Origin of the sequence: Micromonospora sp. NBS 11-29, assembly GCF_002140155.1 — a bacterium.
In the GTDB taxonomy this organism is placed as follows: domain Bacteria; phylum Actinomycetota; class Actinomycetes; order Mycobacteriales; family Micromonosporaceae; genus Micromonospora.
In genome coordinates this window covers 378,156-394,145 of sequence record NZ_NAPR01000004.1, presented here as the reverse complement: position 1 = coordinate 394,145, position 15,990 = coordinate 378,156, and the positions used below count along the sequence as shown (strand labels likewise).

Genomic DNA, 15,990 nt, shown 5'->3' with positions numbered 1-15,990 from the left:
GGCGGCCTTCCTTCCTACGGTGGTGGCCCGGTGAGCGCCCGAGCGGTGGCCTCACCGGTGACGGTGGCGGTTCTCTGCGCGCCGAAGAGACCGATCAGGTCCCGTCGGTGGGTGATCCGCACGCGTACCCGGATCTGGGTCTCGGTGCCGACCACGGGGAACTCGACCTCGTGCCCGCCGACCCCGCCGGCGGCGCTGAGGTAGTTCGCGACGGCCGTGCGGGCGGCGGCCTGGTCGATCCGCGCCGGGCCACCGTCGATGGCGCCCGCCCGGTCGATCATCTGGCCGCCGCTGCGGGCCGCCTCGGCGGCCAGGTTGTCCGCGCGTTGCAGCGTGCGGAGCTGCCCGGCGGCGTCGTAGGCGAGGCTGATGACGGCGAGCACGCCGGTCATCGCCACGGCCAGGAAGAGGCTCACCCGGCCGCTCTCCGCCCCGCGCCGCCCGGTCATCCGCGGCTCCGGTAGGTGTCCAGCGGCGAGGTGAAGCGCGCCGAGACGGTCTTGCCGCCCGGCACCCCGGGCAGCCCCGGCGCACGCAGGTCGTCGAAGGAGACCGTGCAGGTCACCTCGGCCGTCACGGTCGCCGGCACGCCGGCCGCGCTCCGGTACGCGGCGGCGAAGGTGGTCGGCGTCCCGGCCACCGACCCGCTCAGGCGCAGCCGGGGCGGGGCGGTGCACCGCAGGCCCGACCAGTCGAGCTGGCCCCGGGCCGCCTCGTCGGCGGCGTCGGCGCCGTCGGCGGCGTTCCGGGCCAGCGAGGCGGCCCGGGCGGCGTCGTGCGCGGCAGCCTCGACCGCCTCGTCGGCCACGGCGGTCCGGCCGGCCACCCCGGCGAGCACCATCAGCCCGATGAAGGCGGGGGCGAGCACCGCCACCTCGATCGAGACGGAACCCCGGTCCCGTCGCACCGGCCTCACCCCGCGCTCCAACGCTCGGCGGGGCCGTGCGCGGTCTGCGTGACCTCGAACGAGACGCCCGGAATGACCGACAGGGAGCGTCCCCGCACCGTGCAGGTCACGGCGGTGGCGGTCTCCGCGCAGGTCGGGCCGGTCCGGTCCCAGCCGGCCAGCCAGTCACCGGACCGACGCAGGTAGGCGGTCGCCCGCTCGCGCCCGGCGTCCGGCCCGGCGTCGAACGTGCGCTGGGCGTTCACCCCGGTCTGGGCCGCGTTGAGCGCGGTGGAACGGGCGACGAACCAGACGGCGACCTGGATCGAGCCGAAGAGCAGCACCAGGATCACCGGCATCAGCACGGCCAGCTCGACCGGGNCCGCGCGGACCGGTGGGCCGGGCGGCGGGCGCCGGCCGGCTCCGGGCCGTACGGCCGGGGCGGGGCATCCTCAGTTGCCCGGGTCGGTGTGGGTGGGGATGTTCTCCATCCAGTCGTTCGCGCGGGCCAGGGCGAGTGCGGTGACCGCCATGGCCACCGCGACCAGGCCGAAGATGATCACGGCGGTCGGCACCGGGCTGTCGCCGCGCTCGCTGTCCTTGCTCAGCTCGGCGAGGCGGCTGCGGGCCGCCACGTACACGTAGGTGAAGAGGGACATGGTCTTCTCCTTCTCGGGGGTGGGGGTTCACAGGCGGGCGAGGAACGGGTAGACGGCGAAGCCGAGCAGGACGAAGACCAGCAACGAACCGGGGATGTCCAACTTGCTGGTCACCCCCTCGGCGCGGGTCAGGTTGTCGGTGCGGATCTGGTCGCGCAGCGAGTCGGCGCGCGAGCGCAGCGTCTCGTGCACCTGCGCGCCCTCACTGCCGGAGGAGCGCATGATCGCGCCCACGTCGCCCAGCTCCGGGATGCCGATGCGGTCGGCCAGCTCCTGCAACTCGTCCCAGGGCGAGTGCATCTGGAGCTGGGCGAGCCGCAGCGCCTCCCGGATCCGGTCGAAGACCCAGCCGTCGCAGACCGTCGCCGCGCGCTCAAGCGACTGCACCGGGCCGTGCGCGGCGGAGAGCTGCAACGCCACCAGGTCGAGGTAGGTGCAGACCGCCTGCCGGAACTCCTCCCGCGCGGCGTCCGCCTTGACCAGCACCGAGCGGTGCGCGATCAGGCCGGCGAGCAGCGCCAGGCCGAGGCTGGCCAGGACCGGAACCGCCACCGGCACGGCCACCCCGCCCAGGAAGAGCACGGCCGAGACGACCGCCGGCGTGGCGAAGCCGATCAGCGCGGAGAGCAGCACCGACAGGGCGTACTGCTCGGGGGTCCGGTCGAGCAGGGCGAGTTGCCGGGTCGGGGGGCGCAGCCAGCGGGCGAAGCCGCCGAGCCAGTCCGGCCCGGCGCCGGCCACCGGCACCTGACCGGGTGGCTGGTGCAGCCGGCGCAGGGCCGGACCGAGCGCCGGGGTGGCCGGCAGCGCCTCGCGGACCACGAGGAAGAGGCCGAGCCCCACCGCCGACCCGCCGAGCACCGCCATCACCAGATGCCAGTTCGTCATTGGATCGCCTCCTCCAGGTCGGGGGCCGGGAGGAAACGTGCCGGTCGTGGCGGCTGGCTCATCGAGCGCACCCAGACCAGCAGGCCGATGAAGGCCGAGCCGAGCATCGCCATCACGAGCTGCCCGGTGACCGTCCCGTACGGACGGACGTAGTCGCTGTTCACCAGCCCGTACGCCAGCGTGGCCAGGGTCATCCCGGTGAGGAAGCGGACCGCGAACCGGGGTTGGGTGCGCTTCGCCTCGACCTCCCGCCGGGTGGCCACCTCGGCGGAGGCGGCGGTGGCGATCGAGCCGAGCACGTCGCCGAGGCGCTCGCCCCGGTCGGTGAGGTGCAGGATCAACGCGGCCACCACCTGGTCGGCGACCGGGTCGGCGATCTCGTCGGCGAAGGCGAGCAGCGCGGAGCGCGCCAGCCAGCCGGCCTGGAGGCGGGCGGCGAGCGTGCGTACCTCCTCCTGGATCTCCTCCGGCGCGGTGGCGATGGTGCCGACGATGGCCTGCTGGAGCCCCTGCCCGGTGGCGGAGATGTCCTTGAGCCGTCGGGTCCACTCGCCGACCGCCTCGATCCGGGCGATGGCCCGCTGCTCGGCCCGGCCCACCGCGAACAGCCACGGCACCCCGGGCACCGCGAGCGCCACCAGCAGGCCCACCACCGGCAGCCCGGTGAGCAGGAACGCCAGCGCGCCGGCGGCCACGGCGGCGGCGAGCAGGAGCTGGTGCCGCCGCTGGTCGGCGCGGCTGGTCCCGGAGCCGGTCCAGAGTCGGCTCAGGCCCGACCCGCCGCCGCCCGGCGTCGACGTCGGTGGCCGACTGGTGCCGACCAGCGCGACCACGGCCAGCACCAGACCGGCCACGCAGGCCGCGCCGGAGACCAGCGCGATCAGCTCGATGCGGGTCACGCCGGCCTCCCGTTCGGCCGCCGCCCGAGGCGGGTGTGGCGCGGACGCCGCCAGGCGCCCGCGCCGGCCTCGACGAACCGGGTGAGCAGCCGGGCGTCGTAGCCGACCCGCAGCAGTTGGTCGCGGATCCGCTCGGGCAGGTGCCGGGGGACCGCCCGGCCGTCCGGCCCGGGACCGAAGACCGTGGTGGTGGTGATCCGGTTGCCCTCGCCGACGCCGATGACCTCCTCGACGTGCGAGACGAAGCGGTGCTTGCGCCCGCCGATCGCGGTCTCGTCCTCGACCGTGACGTAGACGATCAGGTCGAGCGCGTTGCCGGCCATCCGGCGGGCCTGGTCGACGGTCATCTCCCGGCCGTGGGAGAGCGCCAGCTCGATGATCCGTTCGCTCACCCCGGCGGGGGTACGGGCGTGGATGGTGCACATCGACCCGCGGCTGGTCGTCATCGCCTGGAGCATCGGCACGATCTCGCGGGACCGCACCTCGCCGACGATGATCCGCAGCACGCCCATCCGCAGCGACACCGGGATCAGGTCGGCGATGCTGACCTCACCGGCCGGCCGCCCGTCCGCCCCGCGCTCGCCGTGCCCCTCCCGGGACTCGAAGCTCATCACCGCCCGGTGCTTGTGCCCGCGCCGGGCCGGCAGCAGCTCCCGACTCTCCTCCAGCAGCACGTACGGCTCGTCGGCCGGGATCTCGTCCATCAGCGCCCGGATGACCGTGGTCTTCCCGGCCCCGGCCAGCCCGGCGACCATGATGTTCAACCCGGCCCGCATGGACGCGCGGAGGAAGTCGCGCAGCAGCGGGTCGATCATCTCGTCCAGGTCGGGCCGGCCGCCGGTGATGTCCTCCAGGCTCACGTCCAGCGTGTTGTGCTTCCGGATCACCGCGTACGGGCGGTGGCTGACCAGGAAGACCGCCGCCAGCCGGCTGCCGTCGGGCAGTTGCAGGTCGAGCGTGGGCTTGGAGGTGGACAGCGACCGCTCGGTCGCCCCGGCCCGGCGGGCCGCCGCCTGGAGGATCTCCACCAGCTCGTCGTCGGTCTCGGCGATCGGCTCGGCCCAGTCGACGCCGCCGCCGTGCCGGGTGATGCGCACCTGGTCGCAACCGAGGATGTGCACCTCCTCGATGCTGTCGTCGACCAGCAGCGTCTGGAGCCGGCCCAACCCGACCAGCTCGGCGGTCACCTGGTCGAGCAGCAGCCGTTCCTCGTCGGCCGCCATCGGCGTGCCGGCCCGGCGCACCGAGTCGGCGTACGCGGAGACCACCGCGACGGCCAGCCGGGCGCGCTCGACCTCTTCGGCGTCGGCGTCGAACTCCCGCCCGCGCTGCCAGTGGGTGAGTCGTTCGCTCAGCTCCCGACGCAGTTCGCGGACCACCGCGAAGTCGACCCGGGGACGGGGCGGCGCCGCCGGCGGCGCGGCGGGGAGGGCCGGGCCGGCGACGTGGTGCCGGCCGTTCGGCGGGGTCAGCGGCGGGACCGTGGAGAGCACCCCGGGCTGCTGCCCGCGCGGGTCGTGCGAGACCGGCTCAAACCGCACCCGGCACCCCCGGCGCGATCGGCGCGTCCACCGCGCGTGGCGCGGTCGCACCCGGCCAGGCCAGCCGGGCCCGCCGCCGGTCCAGCAGCGCCCGCACCGGCACCTCCAACGCGCCGGCCGCGCGCATCAGCGGCCGGTTCGCGCGTACGGTGCCGCCGCGCCCGAGCACCTCGGCGGTACGCGGGTCGTGCGGCAGCCGGGCGATCACCGGCAGCCGCAGCGCCTTGCTGATCTCGCTGGTGCCGTGCCCGTCCCCGACGATCACCAGGCGCAGGTTGCCCGGCGGTACGCGGTGCTCGGTGAGGTCCCGTTCGATCGCGCGGACGGTGGCCCGGGTGGCGGAGAGGTCGGGCAGGTTGGNCCGACCGCCAGCCGGCCGCAGTCGACCAGCACGTCGTAGGGGGGTACGCCCCGCTCCAGGTTGGTGAAGTAGTCGGCGAAACGTTGCCACAGTGGGATCACGCTGCCGGCCTGCGCCGGGTCGACCACCCCGGGCAGCAGCAGCCGTTCGCGGCGCGGCGCGTCCAGGTCGACCAGTTGCGACCAGAAGGCGCTCTCCAGGCTGCCGTCACGCAGCTCGCCGACGGCCAGCTCGCCGATGCCGCGCGGGCCGTCGAGCGCGCCGCCCAGGTAGCCGGCGAGGATGGAGCCGCCCGCCGGGTCGCACTCGGCCAGCACCAGCCGGCGGTGCCAGCTCAGCGCCGCGGCCAGCGCGGTGGTGGTGACACCCGGCGAACCCTTCGCCGAGACCAGGGCGATGATCGCCATCAGGCCGCCTCGGTGAGCACGAGCGCGATCCGGTCGGACGCGGCCAGCGCCACCACCGCCGGCACGTCCCGGACGGCCAGCGCCAGGTAGACCACCACGTCGTCGTTCTGCGGGGTGGCGGCGTCGATCACGGTGCCCTCGAACCGGGTGCCGCCGGCACGTCCCCCGGCGTTGCTGGAGCTGCTGTCGGGCGTGCTGACCAGCAGCACCTTGTCGCCGGGGTGCAACTTGCGGGCCGGCACCTGCTTGGGCTTCAGCCCCAGCGCGATCTGCTGCTGGCCGGCGCCGAGCAGCGGGGCGTCGGTGAGCTGGGCCGAGGTGAGCAGCGTGCCGGGGGTCAGCCGGACGGCGGCCCGCAGGCCCAGCACGTCCTTCATCCGGTTGGCCGACACCGGCCGCAGCTCGCGCCCACCGGAGACGCGCACCGGCACCAGGTCGTCGGCGGTGATCTGCTGGCCGACCTGGACCGGCCGGGCCACCGCCAGGTAGGTGCCGGTGGACCGCACCGAGGTGACCGCGAACGCCGCGCCCAGCCCGCCGACGGCGATCAGCAGGATCGCCAGGCCGAGCAGGCCGGGCCGGACCCGCCGCTGCCGGACCACCTTGGGCGGCGCCACCGGCGCCTCCACCGGGGTCCCGTTCCGGGAGGCCACAACACTCATCGGGTCACCACCTGACGTTCGTTGATCTGCACCGGGATGACACCGCTCTCCCGGCTCTGGGCGATCACGCCGCGCTCGCCCCCGCTGGACGTCCACTCGACGGTCCAGAAAGTCGTGGCGTAGACCTGGTAGATGCCGGCCTTCGGGTAGCCGTTGGGGAGGCCGCAGTCGGGTGAGGCGCTGCCGGCCAACGGCCCGTTCGCCCGGTAGGGGGTGCCCGGCCCGGCGCACTCGACGTCGAGGTTCCGGTCCATGTGCCAGACCGTCCGGGTCACGTTCGCGGTGATGGTGACCGTCAGCCCGCGGTCGGACGCGGACGCGGTCAGCGGGCCGAAGTAGGAGGCGCCGCGGCTGGCCCACATCCACACCGGCAGGCCGACCAGCCCGGGGCCCTTGCTGCGGCGGGGCGCGACCGACGCGCGGGGCGGCAGCAGCGAGATCGAGGCCAGCGCGCGACGGGCCAACTCCTCCGGGTCGGGCGGTGCGCCGTAGCCGTCCGGCGGCCCGTCGAGCAGTTCCTGTCGCATGCTGCCCAGGTCGCCGCCGTTGCAGGTGAGCTGGTACCACTGCTTGCCGGGTGGCGCGTCCGCCTGGGCCGAGGCGAGCTTGTAGTAGCAGCCGTCGGCGTTGTTGAACCAGCCGAGCACGTCGTCATGGCAGGGGATGGCCCGGCCGTTCCACTGGCACTTCGGCGCGGCGCCCCCGTTGCCGCTGCCCCCGCCGCCGCCCGGTCCGCCCGGACCGCCGCCCGGGATGCCCGGGTCGTCGTCCCAGACGTCGCAGTCGACCTGGTCGGGGGTGCAGGAGCCGCCCGGGTCGGCGGCGGCCCGGGCGGGGGTCACGGCCAGCGTCAGCAGCGCGGCCAGGCCGGCGGCGAACCACCGCCGGCGGGCCGGGGTGTCGGCTCCGCCCCGGGTCAGCACGGCTGGTCCTGGTGCGCCGCGCCGGTGTTGATCAGCCAGCGGCCGTCCGGGTAGCGGCTCGCGGTGGCGGTCGCCAGGTACCGCCCGCCGCGGGTGCCGGGCACGGTCTTGCCGTTCTTGGCGTAGACCAGCCGGTAGCCGGTGGCGTCCAGGCAGTCCTGGATCTCGACGGTGGGCGGCTCGGCGCCCAGGTCGACCGAGACGACGGTGGGGTCGGAAACGAGTTTTCCGGTACGCATCGCACCGTGCTCCTTCGCGTCGCGAATTGCCACCCGCACCCGGGTCAGCAGCGGGTCAGCCAGAAACCGGGGCAGATCGGGATGGCTGGGATCGCCCTTCGCGCTCGCCGCCCGGGACGCGGCGAGATAGCCGGAATAGGCGGTCAGCGCGGCCTTTTCGGCGGCTTTCTCCTCGGCGGCAGAATGAGCGACCGGCGCGGCGGCACGCCCGGTCAGCGGGTCGGTCGTCGCCTCCGGCCCGGCGCCGCAGCCGGCCACGCCGGCCACCAGCGCGAGGCTGAGCAGGCCGACCTCCCATCGCTGGGACTGCCGTGTACGCAACGCCGCGCCCTCCTCGGTGCCGGCCCGGTGCGGTCGCGCCGACGCGCGCCGGGCATGCGGAAGCGCGCCCGGATCTGACCGGCCGGGCCTCGACCGCCACCGCTGCATTTACCTGTGCTGATCTTCAAGGGATGTGGAACTGATGTCTCCGGTCGGCCTCCGACGCCAATTGATCGGGGGTTGCGTCGTACCCAAGGGGCGAGCATAGGCTGACGTGCGCCGATGCAACAGAGGCAATTCACATGAACACGGTGAGTGAAGACGGGTGGTGGTGGTCGGTGGATGTCCGGGCGGTTACGAACGGGTCCGCCGGGGTCGCTCCGGTGGCAGGAGTGTGCGCGACCGCAGCGATGCTGGCGTCCACCGCGACCGGGGTCCACCCCGTCGGTATGCGGGGGGACCGCCCGACTCGCCCGATCCGTCCCACCGCCCGGCCGAGCCGGGAGCGCGCCATCGGAGCGGGTCGCATCGGCCGGGCACCCATAGCAGCGGATGCCGTTTCGCGCACCAACCGACACGCTTCGACCGGCAAAATATCACTCTGCGTACTCCACGCCGGAACCGCCGGTGCCCGGACGGGGGAGGTGGCGTGACCACCGAACAGGTCCGCCACCCCACCCCGGCGGCCGGTGCCCGCCGCCCGCTCGTGCGGCTGCTGGCCCTCCTCGCGGTGGTGCCGCCGGTCCGGTTGGCGGTGGCCCGCTACGCCGTACCGCCGGACGTTCCCGACCGGACGGCCTGCGACGCCTGCGGCACCCCGATCGGGTTGGACCGGCCCCTGCCGGCGCTCGGCCCGGCGGCCCGCTGCCCGCGCTGCCGGGCGCGGGTCGGCGCGCCGCCGGCGGTGGTGGAGGTGGCGCTGCTGGTCGCGGCGGCGGTGCTGGCGCTGGCCGGTGGGTCGCCCGGCGCCCGCCTGGCGCTGGCCTGGTGGCTCGTGTGTGCGGTGCCGATGGCCCTGGTCGACGCCGCGGCGCACCGGCTGCCCGACCGACTGACCTGGCCCGCCGCGGCCGGCGTCTGGGCGCTGCTCGGTGCCACCGCGCTGGCCGGGCCCGGCCCGGCGCCCTGGCTCCGGGCGGCCACGGCCGGGCTCGTCCTCGGCGCCGGCTTCGCGGCGACCACCCTGCTGTTCGGCCGGCGCGGCTTCGGCCTCGGCGACGCCAAGCTCGCCCTCAGCGCCGGCGCGCTGCTCGGCTGGTACGGCTGGCCGGCGCTGGTGGCCGGGCTGGTGCTCGCGGTCACCCTGGCCGCGCTGGCCGGGCTGGCGCTGCTCGCCGCCCGGCGGGTCCGCTGGTCCAGTCATCTGCCCTTCGGGCCGTTCCTCATCCTCGGCACCGCCGCCACCCTGGTGCTCGGGTAAGGCGGGGCCCCCTCTTAACGCCTCCGGTAGAGGCGGGGCCCCTTCTTAACACTGCGACAGTGGTAGACATCAGGGCGTGACGGAGGCAGAGACGCGACCCAATGTCGCCCGGATGTACGACTACTACCTGGGCGGCTGCCACAACTTCGCCGCCGACCGGGCCGCCGCCGAGGAGATCCTGAAGATCTTCCCGGACACCGGGGTGGCGGCCCAGACCAACCGCGCCTTCCTGCGCCGGGCCGTGCGCTGGGCCGCCGAGCAGGGCGTACGCCAGTTCCTCGACGTCGGCGCCGGCCTGCCCACCCAGGGCAACGTGCACGAGGTGGTGCGCGCCGTCGCACCCGACGCCCGGGTGGTCTACGTCGACAACGACGAGGTGGCCGTCGCGTACGCCCGGCGGTTGTTGCCCACCGACGGCGGCCGCACCGTGGTGGTCCGGGGTGACCTGCGACGACCCGAGGAGATCCTGGCCGACCCGGCCCTGCACGCCACCCTCGACCTGACCCAGCCGGTGGCGCTGCTGCTGGTCGCGGTGCTGCACTTCGTGCCCGACGCGGACGATCCGTGGGCGGCGGTGGCCCGGCTGCGGGACGCCACCGCCCCGGGCAGCCTGCTCGCGCTCTCCCACCTGACCATGGACGGCGCGCCGCCGGTGCCCGCCCAGGCGGGCGCCGCGGTGTACCGGCGCAGCAGCGCGCCGCTGGTGCCCCGCACCCACGCCGACGTGGCCCGCTTCCTCGACGGGTACGACCTGGTGGAGCCCGGTCTGGTCCGGCTCGCCGACTGGCNGAGGGGGAGCCGCGGGCGGCAGTGTCGCACGGCTACGGCGGGGTGGGCCTCCGCCGCTGACCGCCGTGGTCAGCCGAGGCCGCGGTGGGCGGCCCAGAGCGCGCCGGCCCGGTCGGCCGCCGCCGTCACCAGCGCGGCCAGCTCCGGCCGGTCGGGCACCCGGAACGACACGTACGCGCCGCGTCCACCCGCGGTGGGACGGCCGTACGCCTTAGCGGCGAGCTGCCCGTCGGGCAGCAGCCGGATGTTGAGCGTGGTGAGGGTGAACTCCTCGCCACGCCGGGTGTCGGTCCAGCGCAACGCGTCCGGAACGGTCACGTTGATGGCGAGGGCACTGACGTCGGGGGCGTCGCTGCTCATTGGAGCATCGTCGCACGACCGCTGATTACCGACAGTGGTCTGGCCCTGTCCGAGAGGGATTCGTAGTCTGGTCGGCGACGTTTCGGTCGACTGTGGGAGGGGTCAGCGCTGCTGTCGAACCGGAGCCTCGCGTACGTCCCGTCCGATCGCGTCGTCGCCCTGCCCGACGCGGACATCGACGCCCTGGCCATGCTGATCGCCCACGATCACGCCGACCTGGCCGCCGTGGTCCACCACCCGGCCGCCCGACCCGCGATGCCGGCGGACGTCGTGCACGCCGCGCTGGACCGGCTCGAACAGGTCGCCGTCGAGCTGCTGCCGGCCTGGCTGCCCGAGGCCGCCGACGAGGTCCGTCCGGACACGTCCGGGCTCGCGGCGATCCGGGCGGCGGCCACCGCGCGGGCACGTCGTGACCGCTTTCCCGGCTCGTTCCTGCCGGATCTGGCCGTCTTCGCGGTGACCGGGCGGCGGGCGACCGGCACCGCGCTCCCGAGGCGCGCCCGCGCGGCCGCCCTGGCACGTCTCGTCGCCGACGCGTTCGGCCGGCGCCGGGTGGTGCTGCTCGTCGAGCCGGCCGGCGGCGACGGCGCGGTCATCGCGGCCGGGGCCGGCTGGCTCGTGCAACACGGCGGTCCAGCGGTCTGGCTGGTCGGCGCGGGCGCGGCCGGGCTGGACGGGCTGCCGGAGTTCCGGGTCGCCCCGCCGCCGACCCGGGCCTTCCGCGACGAGACGGTGGTGGGGAAGCCGCATCCGGCGAGCGAGGTCGAGAAGAGGTTGGAGGCCGCGCTCGCCGCCGAGAGCTGGTCGGCCGGGCGGCGGTGGAACCAGAGCTACCAGTCCCACGCGCTGGCCGCGCCGGTGCGGCTCGACCTAGTGTGGCCCGACGAACGGTGCGTGGTGGAGATCGACGGGCCGGAGCACTGCCGTCCGGTCCACTACGAGGCCGACCGGCAGCGCGACGTCCAGCTCCAACTGGACGGCTACGCCGTCCTACGCTTCACCAACGCCCGGGTGATCCACGACGTCGGCGCCGTGGTCCAGCAGATCGGTACGTATCTGCGGGCCCGTCGCCGGGACATGGCGGAAGGACGGCAACATGGCCGGCGATGACCTGACGGCATCCGAGAGCGCGATCCTCGTCGTGCTCATGGCCGAGGCGCGGGAGGTGTTGAACACCGAACTCCGCGACCGCTACAACCTGGACGTACGCAAGCCACAGCGGGACAAGCTCACCCGCCTGCACTACGTCGCCAGCCGGAAGAAAGGGTCGACGTACGCCCTCCAGCTCGATGACAAGGGTTGGGTACGGATGCAGAGCGACCTCGACTTCACGCTGCGCGGTGCGAGCGCGCTCGGTGCCGCGCTGACCGCCCTCCAGTCCCACCTGCGGGATCGCGTCCTGGCCCGCAGCGGCTGCGCCACGCTGGCCGAACTCTTCGCCGTGACCGACGTGCGCGCGTCGGCGCCGACGCCCGCCGCCGCGCCGGCCGGGGCGCTGGAGGCACGCATCGTCAGCGCGTACCGGGCGCTCGCCGACGAGCCGGGGGGCTGGGTGGGGCTGCGTCGGCTCCGCCCGTTCCTCGCCGACGTGCCACGCGACGACGTGGACGACGCCCTGCGCCGGCTCAGCCGCGACGAGGGCGTCACCATCGCGCCCGAGTCGAACCAGAAGACGCTCACCGAGGCGGACATCACGGCGGCGCTGCGCCTCGGCGGCCAGGAGAACCACCTGCTGGCGATCGGCGTGTGATGCGGGAGGCGGAACGGAGCGCGCTGGCGGCCCTGCGGTTCGACTGGGCGCCGGTGCCCGACGACGTGTGGCGACCGCTGCCCTTCCACGTCGACGGCCTGCACGTCCCGGCTGTCCGGGACGTGCTCGCCGGCGTGGACGAGGCCGCGTCGAACCCGCACGGCAGCCCGCTCGGCCTGGTCGTGCAGGGCCAGCGGGGGTCGGGCAAGACCCACCTGCTGGGCCGGATCCGCCAGCAGGTGCAGGAGCGCGGCGGCTACTTCTTCCTGGTCGGCCTGCTCGACGCCGAGGGCTTCTGGGACAGCGTCCTCGCGGCGATGCTGGACGGCCTGTCCCGGCCGGTTCCCGGCAGCCCGGAGACCCAGCTCAAGCTGCTGCTGCGGCGGCTCTCCGCGATGGTCGGCGCGCCCCGGACGGCGCGTCGGGCCGTCATGGGTGACACCGAGCTGACCCGGGCGGCGCTGGACGCCTTCCTCGACGGGCTCGGTGACTTCGACCGGCACGCGGCCCGGATGTGCCAGGAGACCGCGCGGGCGCTGGCGCTGAGCGCCTCCGAGGACATCGCCCACCGCGACGTGGCGGAGAACTACTTTCTCTCCGGCGAGGAGGTGGTGGCCGGCGAGCGTGCCGCCTGGGGCATGCGCCGGGTCCCCCGGGCCGCCCAGCAGATCGTGCAGGACCTGTCCTGGCTGCTGGCGCTCACCGGTCCGTCGGTCGTGGCGATCGACCAGATCGACACGTTGATCGCCCAGTTGGCGATCCAGAGCGACCCCGCGGTGGTGGGCGCCGCCGCGATGAGCCCGGAGCAGGCACTGATGCTGGCCCGGATGGCGGACGGCCTGATGTCGTTGCGGCAGACGACCCGGCGCACCCTGACCGTCCTCGCCTGCATCCCGAACTCGTGGACCATCATCAGGTCCACCGCCGCGGACACGGTCGCCGACCGGTTCCGGGAGACACCGAAGCTGCGCCGGATCGACGACGCCGACCTGGCCCGGGCGATCATCGAGAAGCGGTTCGACCTCCGCTACCGGGAGGTCGGGTTCACGCCGCCGTACCCGTCCTGGCCGGTGTCGCCGGGCGCCTTCGCGGCGGCCGGCGCGTTCACCCCGCGCCAGCTCCTCATCGAGATCGACCGGCACATCCGCGGCTGCCTCGCCGACGACGAGGTCCGCGAGATGACCACCCTCGGCGAACCGCCGGTCGCGGAGCCGCGGGCGCCCCGGCCCGTCCCGACCGCCACCACCGACGCGGACATGGACCGCTACGACGCCCGGTTCGCGGAGCTGCGGAAGGCCGCCGACGTCACCGCGCCACGCGAGCGGACGTCGGAGGACGCGATGATGCCGCCGCTGCTCGCCGCCGGGCTCACCGCCTGGATCCTGGAACGCGGTGACGCCGGGGCGGCGTTCAGCGTCGACCCGCCGCCGAGCACCGACCCGCCGCTGCACGCCCGGCTGCGCCTGACGCTCGACGAGCGCACCGAGGACCAGGCGCACTGGTGCTTCCGGGCGATCAGCGACGCCCACCACGGCAACGCGGCGCTGGCCCGGCTCCGCAAGGCGTGCGTCGCGTCGGCCCTCGACACCGGTCTGGCCAAGCGCAGGCTGTTCCTGCTGCGTAACCGCGGGTGGTCGTCCAGTGCGGCCACCCGCAAGGCGGTGGACACGTTCCACGCGGCGGGCGGCGAGACCATCGGCCTCGACGACGAGGACCTGCGCGTCCTCTCGGCGCTGCGGGTGATGCTCGCCGAGGCCACCATGGACCTCCAGGGATGGCTGGTCGAGCGTCGCCCGACCCGGGAATTGACGTTCCTCCAGCACGCGCTGGCGGACGTCGACCGCTGGACGCCGGCCGCCGGGCCGCCGCCGGCAACCGAGCCGCCCCGGCAGCCGCCCGGCCCGGCCCGCGCGACCGGGCCGGCACCGTCCGAGCCGGCACCGGCACCGTCCACGACGACCGCCGAGCCGGCGTTCGTCGTCGGCCATGGGTACGACGACGGCACGCCGGTCCCGCTCGCCCTGGAGGCCCTGCGGAAGCACACCACGATCTTCGCCGGATCCGGGTCGGGCAAGACGGTGCTCATCCGTCGCATCGTCGAGGAGTGCGCCCTCGCGGGGGTGTCCGCGATCGTGCTCGACCCCAACAACGACCTCGCCCGCCTCGGTGAGGGGTGGCCGGAGCCGCCCGCGGGGTGGCGGCCGGGCGACGCGGACCGGGCGCGGGACTACCTGGCGCACACCGACGTGGTCATCTGGACTCCGCGGCGCACCTCGGGCCGCCCGTTGAGCTTCCAACCGCTGCCCGACTTCACCAGCGTGCGCGACGACCCGGACGAGTTCGGCGAGGCCGTCGAGGCGGCCGTCGCGGCGCTCGCGCCCCGGGCCATGGTCACCGGGCGGGCCGCCCGGGCGCACCTCGGGCTGGCGGTCCTGCGCAAGGCGGTCGAGCACTACGGCCGGCGCGGCGGATCCCGGCTGAAGGGCCTGGTGGACACGCTGGCCGACCTGCCGGACGGGATCATCGACCTGGAGGACGCCGAGAAGATCGGCCTCAGTCTGGCCCAGACCCTGACCGCCGCCATGGTGAACGATCCGCTCTTCGGCGGCGAGGGCACGCCGATGGACCCCGGTGTGCTGCTCACCCCCGCTGTCGGCAAGCGGGCCCGCGTCTCGGTGGTCAGCCTGGTGGGTCTGCCGTCCGACGACGTACGCCAGAGCTTCGTCAACCAGCTCCAGATGGCGCTCTTCGCCTGGATCAAGAAGAACCCGGCGGGTGACCGGCCGCTGCTGGGGCTGCTCATCATGGACGAGGCGCAGACGTTCGCGCCGTCGGGCGCGATGACCGCCTGCACCCAGAGCACGTTGGCGTTGGCCGCCCAGGCGCGGAAGTACGGCCTCGGGTTGATCTTCGCGACGCAGGCGCCGAAGGCCCTGCACAATCGCATCCCCGGCAACGCGGCGACCCAGGTGTACGGCCTGATGAACAGCCCGATCCAGATCGAGGCGGCGCGGGAGATGGCCCGAGCCAAGGGCGGAGACGTGCCGGACATCTCCCGGCTGACGGTGGGGGAGTTCTATCTCGCCGCCGAGGGCGCGGCGCCCCGGAAGATCCGGACCCCCCTGTCGTTGAGCCACCACCCGCGCAGCCCGCTGACCGTCGACGAGGTGCTGGACCGCGCTCGCGTCCGAAGCGCGTAGCGCGTAGCGCGTAGCCGAAAAGTTTCGCCGCTCTGCCGGAACACCGGCTCGCCCTCCGGGTACCGCGATCGGAGCGGGTCCGGTGTTAACGAGCCATGACGCAATTCCTCCTCCGCGTCGGGCATGCGGACCGCCCGAAGACGGCTGAGCAGCGCCGACCATCGACATTGACCGATCGGGGACGTGCCGGTATCTTCCCGTAGAAGTTACCGGTACGTTTCCGAAAAATTTCGGAGTTGGTGGCAGGTACGCGGGCCCGCGTATCTCCATGACCTGCGCATCATCGTCCGATATGCAGAGGAGTGTCATGAAGATCCCACGAGGACGCGGTCGGTACCGCCTGGTGGCCGCCGCCGCCACGAGCGCGCTGGCCCTGGCCGGTGCCGCGCTGGTGGTGCCCAGCCTGGCCCAGGCCGCCACCACCCTGGGCGCCGCGGCGGCGCAGTCGGGCCGATACTTCGGCACCGCCATCGCCGCGAGCCGGCTGAACGACTCGACCTACAGCACGATCGCGGCGCGTGAGTTCAACATGATCACGGCCGAGAACGAGATGAAGCCGGAGGCGACCCAGCCGAACCGGGGTCAGTTCAACTTCAATTCCGGTGACCAGATCTACAACTGGGCGACGCAGCGTGGGTTGAAGGTGCGTGGGCACACGCTGGCCTGGCACGCGCAGCAGCCGGGCTGGATGCAGAGCCTGAGCGGCAGCAACCTGCGTCAGGCGATGATCGACCACATCAACGGT

The 15,990-nt window shown here is 74.3% G+C and carries 16 protein-coding genes and 1 pseudogene; 6 read left to right on the top strand and 11 right to left on the bottom strand.

What is annotated here, in order from left to right; all coding sequences use genetic code 11:
- Positions 1 to 14: 14 nt before the first annotated feature.
- The 11 genes and pseudogenes from B1205_RS05890 to B1205_RS05840 form a co-directional block, all read right to left on the bottom strand.
- The gene (locus tag B1205_RS05890) at positions 15 to 449 is read right to left on the bottom strand and encodes a hypothetical protein (RefSeq protein ID WP_089154676.1); all 435 of its coding nucleotides are present in this window, start codon (positions 447 to 449) and stop codon (positions 15 to 17) included.
- The gene (locus B1205_RS05885; protein WP_441338442.1) at positions 446 to 916 is read right to left on the bottom strand and encodes a TadE/TadG family type IV pilus assembly protein; all 471 of its coding nucleotides are present in this window, start codon (positions 914 to 916) and stop codon (positions 446 to 448) included. Before B1205_RS05885 ends, B1205_RS05890 begins: the two co-directional genes overlap by 4 nt.
- A complete protein-coding gene (locus tag B1205_RS05880) occupies positions 913 to 1,245 on the bottom strand; it encodes a TadE family protein (protein ID WP_176308473.1) in 333 nt (110 codons plus the stop codon). Before B1205_RS05880 ends, B1205_RS05885 begins: the two co-directional genes overlap by 4 nt.
- Before the next feature lie 93 nt (positions 1,246 to 1,338).
- The gene (locus B1205_RS05875; protein WP_089154674.1) at positions 1,339 to 1,545 is read right to left on the bottom strand and encodes a hypothetical protein; all 207 of its coding nucleotides are present in this window, start codon (positions 1,543 to 1,545) and stop codon (positions 1,339 to 1,341) included.
- Between the two features lie 27 nt (positions 1,546 to 1,572).
- Positions 1,573 to 2,433, bottom strand: a complete 861-nt coding sequence (locus tag B1205_RS05870) for a type II secretion system F family protein (protein WP_089154673.1) — start codon at positions 2,431 to 2,433, stop codon at positions 1,573 to 1,575.
- Positions 2,430 to 3,332: a type II secretion system F family protein gene (locus tag B1205_RS05865; protein ID WP_089154672.1), complete on the bottom strand. Its 903-nt coding sequence runs from the start codon at positions 3,330 to 3,332 to the stop codon at positions 2,430 to 2,432. Before B1205_RS05865 ends, B1205_RS05870 begins: the two co-directional genes overlap by 4 nt.
- A complete protein-coding gene (locus tag B1205_RS05860; RefSeq protein ID WP_089154671.1) occupies positions 3,329 to 4,873 on the bottom strand; it encodes a CpaF family protein in 1,545 nt (514 codons plus the stop codon). Before B1205_RS05860 ends, B1205_RS05865 begins: the two co-directional genes overlap by 4 nt.
- Positions 4,863 to 5,641: pseudogene (locus tag B1205_RS05855) on the bottom strand (ParA family protein). Before B1205_RS05855 ends, B1205_RS05860 begins: the two are co-directional and overlap by 11 nt.
- Positions 5,641 to 6,303, bottom strand: coding sequence for an SAF domain-containing protein (locus tag B1205_RS05850; RefSeq protein ID WP_089154670.1), 663 nt, complete (start codon positions 6,301 to 6,303; stop codon positions 5,641 to 5,643). The pseudogene B1205_RS05855 and the gene B1205_RS05850 overlap by 1 nt, the downstream one beginning before the upstream one ends.
- Positions 6,300 to 7,226: a hypothetical protein gene (locus B1205_RS05845; RefSeq protein ID WP_254909743.1), complete on the bottom strand. Its 927-nt coding sequence runs from the start codon at positions 7,224 to 7,226 to the stop codon at positions 6,300 to 6,302. The genes B1205_RS05850 and B1205_RS05845 overlap by 4 nt, the downstream gene beginning before the upstream one ends.
- Positions 7,220 to 7,786, bottom strand: a complete 567-nt coding sequence (locus B1205_RS05840) for a hypothetical protein (protein WP_089154669.1) — start codon at positions 7,784 to 7,786, stop codon at positions 7,220 to 7,222. The genes B1205_RS05845 and B1205_RS05840 overlap by 7 nt, the downstream gene beginning before the upstream one ends.
- Positions 7,787 to 8,375: 589 nt before the next feature.
- On the opposite strand from B1205_RS05840, the gene B1205_RS05835 reads away from it, so the two are divergent.
- The 6 genes from B1205_RS05835 to B1205_RS05805 all read left to right on the top strand — a co-directional run.
- Entirely contained in the window at positions 8,376 to 9,146 is a 771-nt protein-coding gene (locus tag B1205_RS05835; protein WP_089154668.1) for a prepilin peptidase, read from the top strand.
- Between the two features lie 112 nt (positions 9,147 to 9,258).
- On the top strand, positions 9,259 to 10,320 hold the full coding sequence (locus tag B1205_RS05830) for an SAM-dependent methyltransferase (RefSeq protein ID WP_441338453.1): 1,062 nt from the start codon (positions 9,259 to 9,261) through the stop codon (positions 10,318 to 10,320).
- 164 nt (positions 10,321 to 10,484) lie between these two features.
- Positions 10,485 to 11,405, top strand: coding sequence for an endonuclease domain-containing protein (locus tag B1205_RS05820; protein ID WP_089154666.1), 921 nt, complete (start codon positions 10,485 to 10,487; stop codon positions 11,403 to 11,405).
- Entirely contained in the window at positions 11,392 to 12,045 is a 654-nt protein-coding gene (locus B1205_RS05815; protein WP_089154665.1) for a hypothetical protein, read from the top strand. The genes B1205_RS05820 and B1205_RS05815 overlap by 14 nt, the downstream gene beginning before the upstream one ends.
- A complete protein-coding gene (locus B1205_RS05810; protein ID WP_089154664.1) occupies positions 12,045 to 15,245 on the top strand; it encodes a helicase HerA domain-containing protein in 3,201 nt (1,066 codons plus the stop codon). Before B1205_RS05815 ends, B1205_RS05810 begins: the two co-directional genes overlap by 1 nt.
- A 307-nt stretch (positions 15,246 to 15,552) precedes the next feature.
- Positions 15,553 to 15,990: endo-1,4-beta-xylanase (locus B1205_RS05805; RefSeq protein ID WP_254909741.1), on the top strand; the 438-nt coding region annotated here is incomplete at its 3' end.

Bases quoted from the DNA above. Each gene is read 5' to 3' on its own strand.
- B1205_RS05890 (WP_089154676.1), bottom strand. From the start codon at position 449: ATGACCGGGCGGCGCGGGGCGGAGAGCGGCCGGGTGAGCCTCTTCCTG.
- B1205_RS05880 (WP_176308473.1), bottom strand. From the start codon at position 1,245: ATGCCGGTGATCCTGGTGCTGCTCTTCGGCTCGATCCAGGTCGCCGTC.
- B1205_RS05875 (WP_089154674.1), bottom strand. From the start codon at position 1,545: ATGTCCCTCTTCACCTACGTGTACGTGGCGGCCCGCAGCCGCCTCGCC.
- B1205_RS05870 (WP_089154673.1), bottom strand. From the start codon at position 2,433: ATGACGAACTGGCATCTGGTGATGGCGGTGCTCGGCGGGTCGGCGGTG.
- B1205_RS05850 (WP_089154670.1), bottom strand. From the start codon at position 6,303: ATGAGTGTTGTGGCCTCCCGGAACGGGACCCCGGTGGAGGCGCCGGTG.
- B1205_RS05820 (WP_089154666.1), top strand. From the start codon at position 10,485: ATGCTGATCGCCCACGATCACGCCGACCTGGCCGCCGTGGTCCACCAC.
- B1205_RS05815 (WP_089154665.1), top strand. From the start codon at position 11,392: ATGGCCGGCGATGACCTGACGGCATCCGAGAGCGCGATCCTCGTCGTG.
- B1205_RS05810 (WP_089154664.1), top strand. From the start codon at position 12,045: ATGCGGGAGGCGGAACGGAGCGCGCTGGCGGCCCTGCGGTTCGACTGG.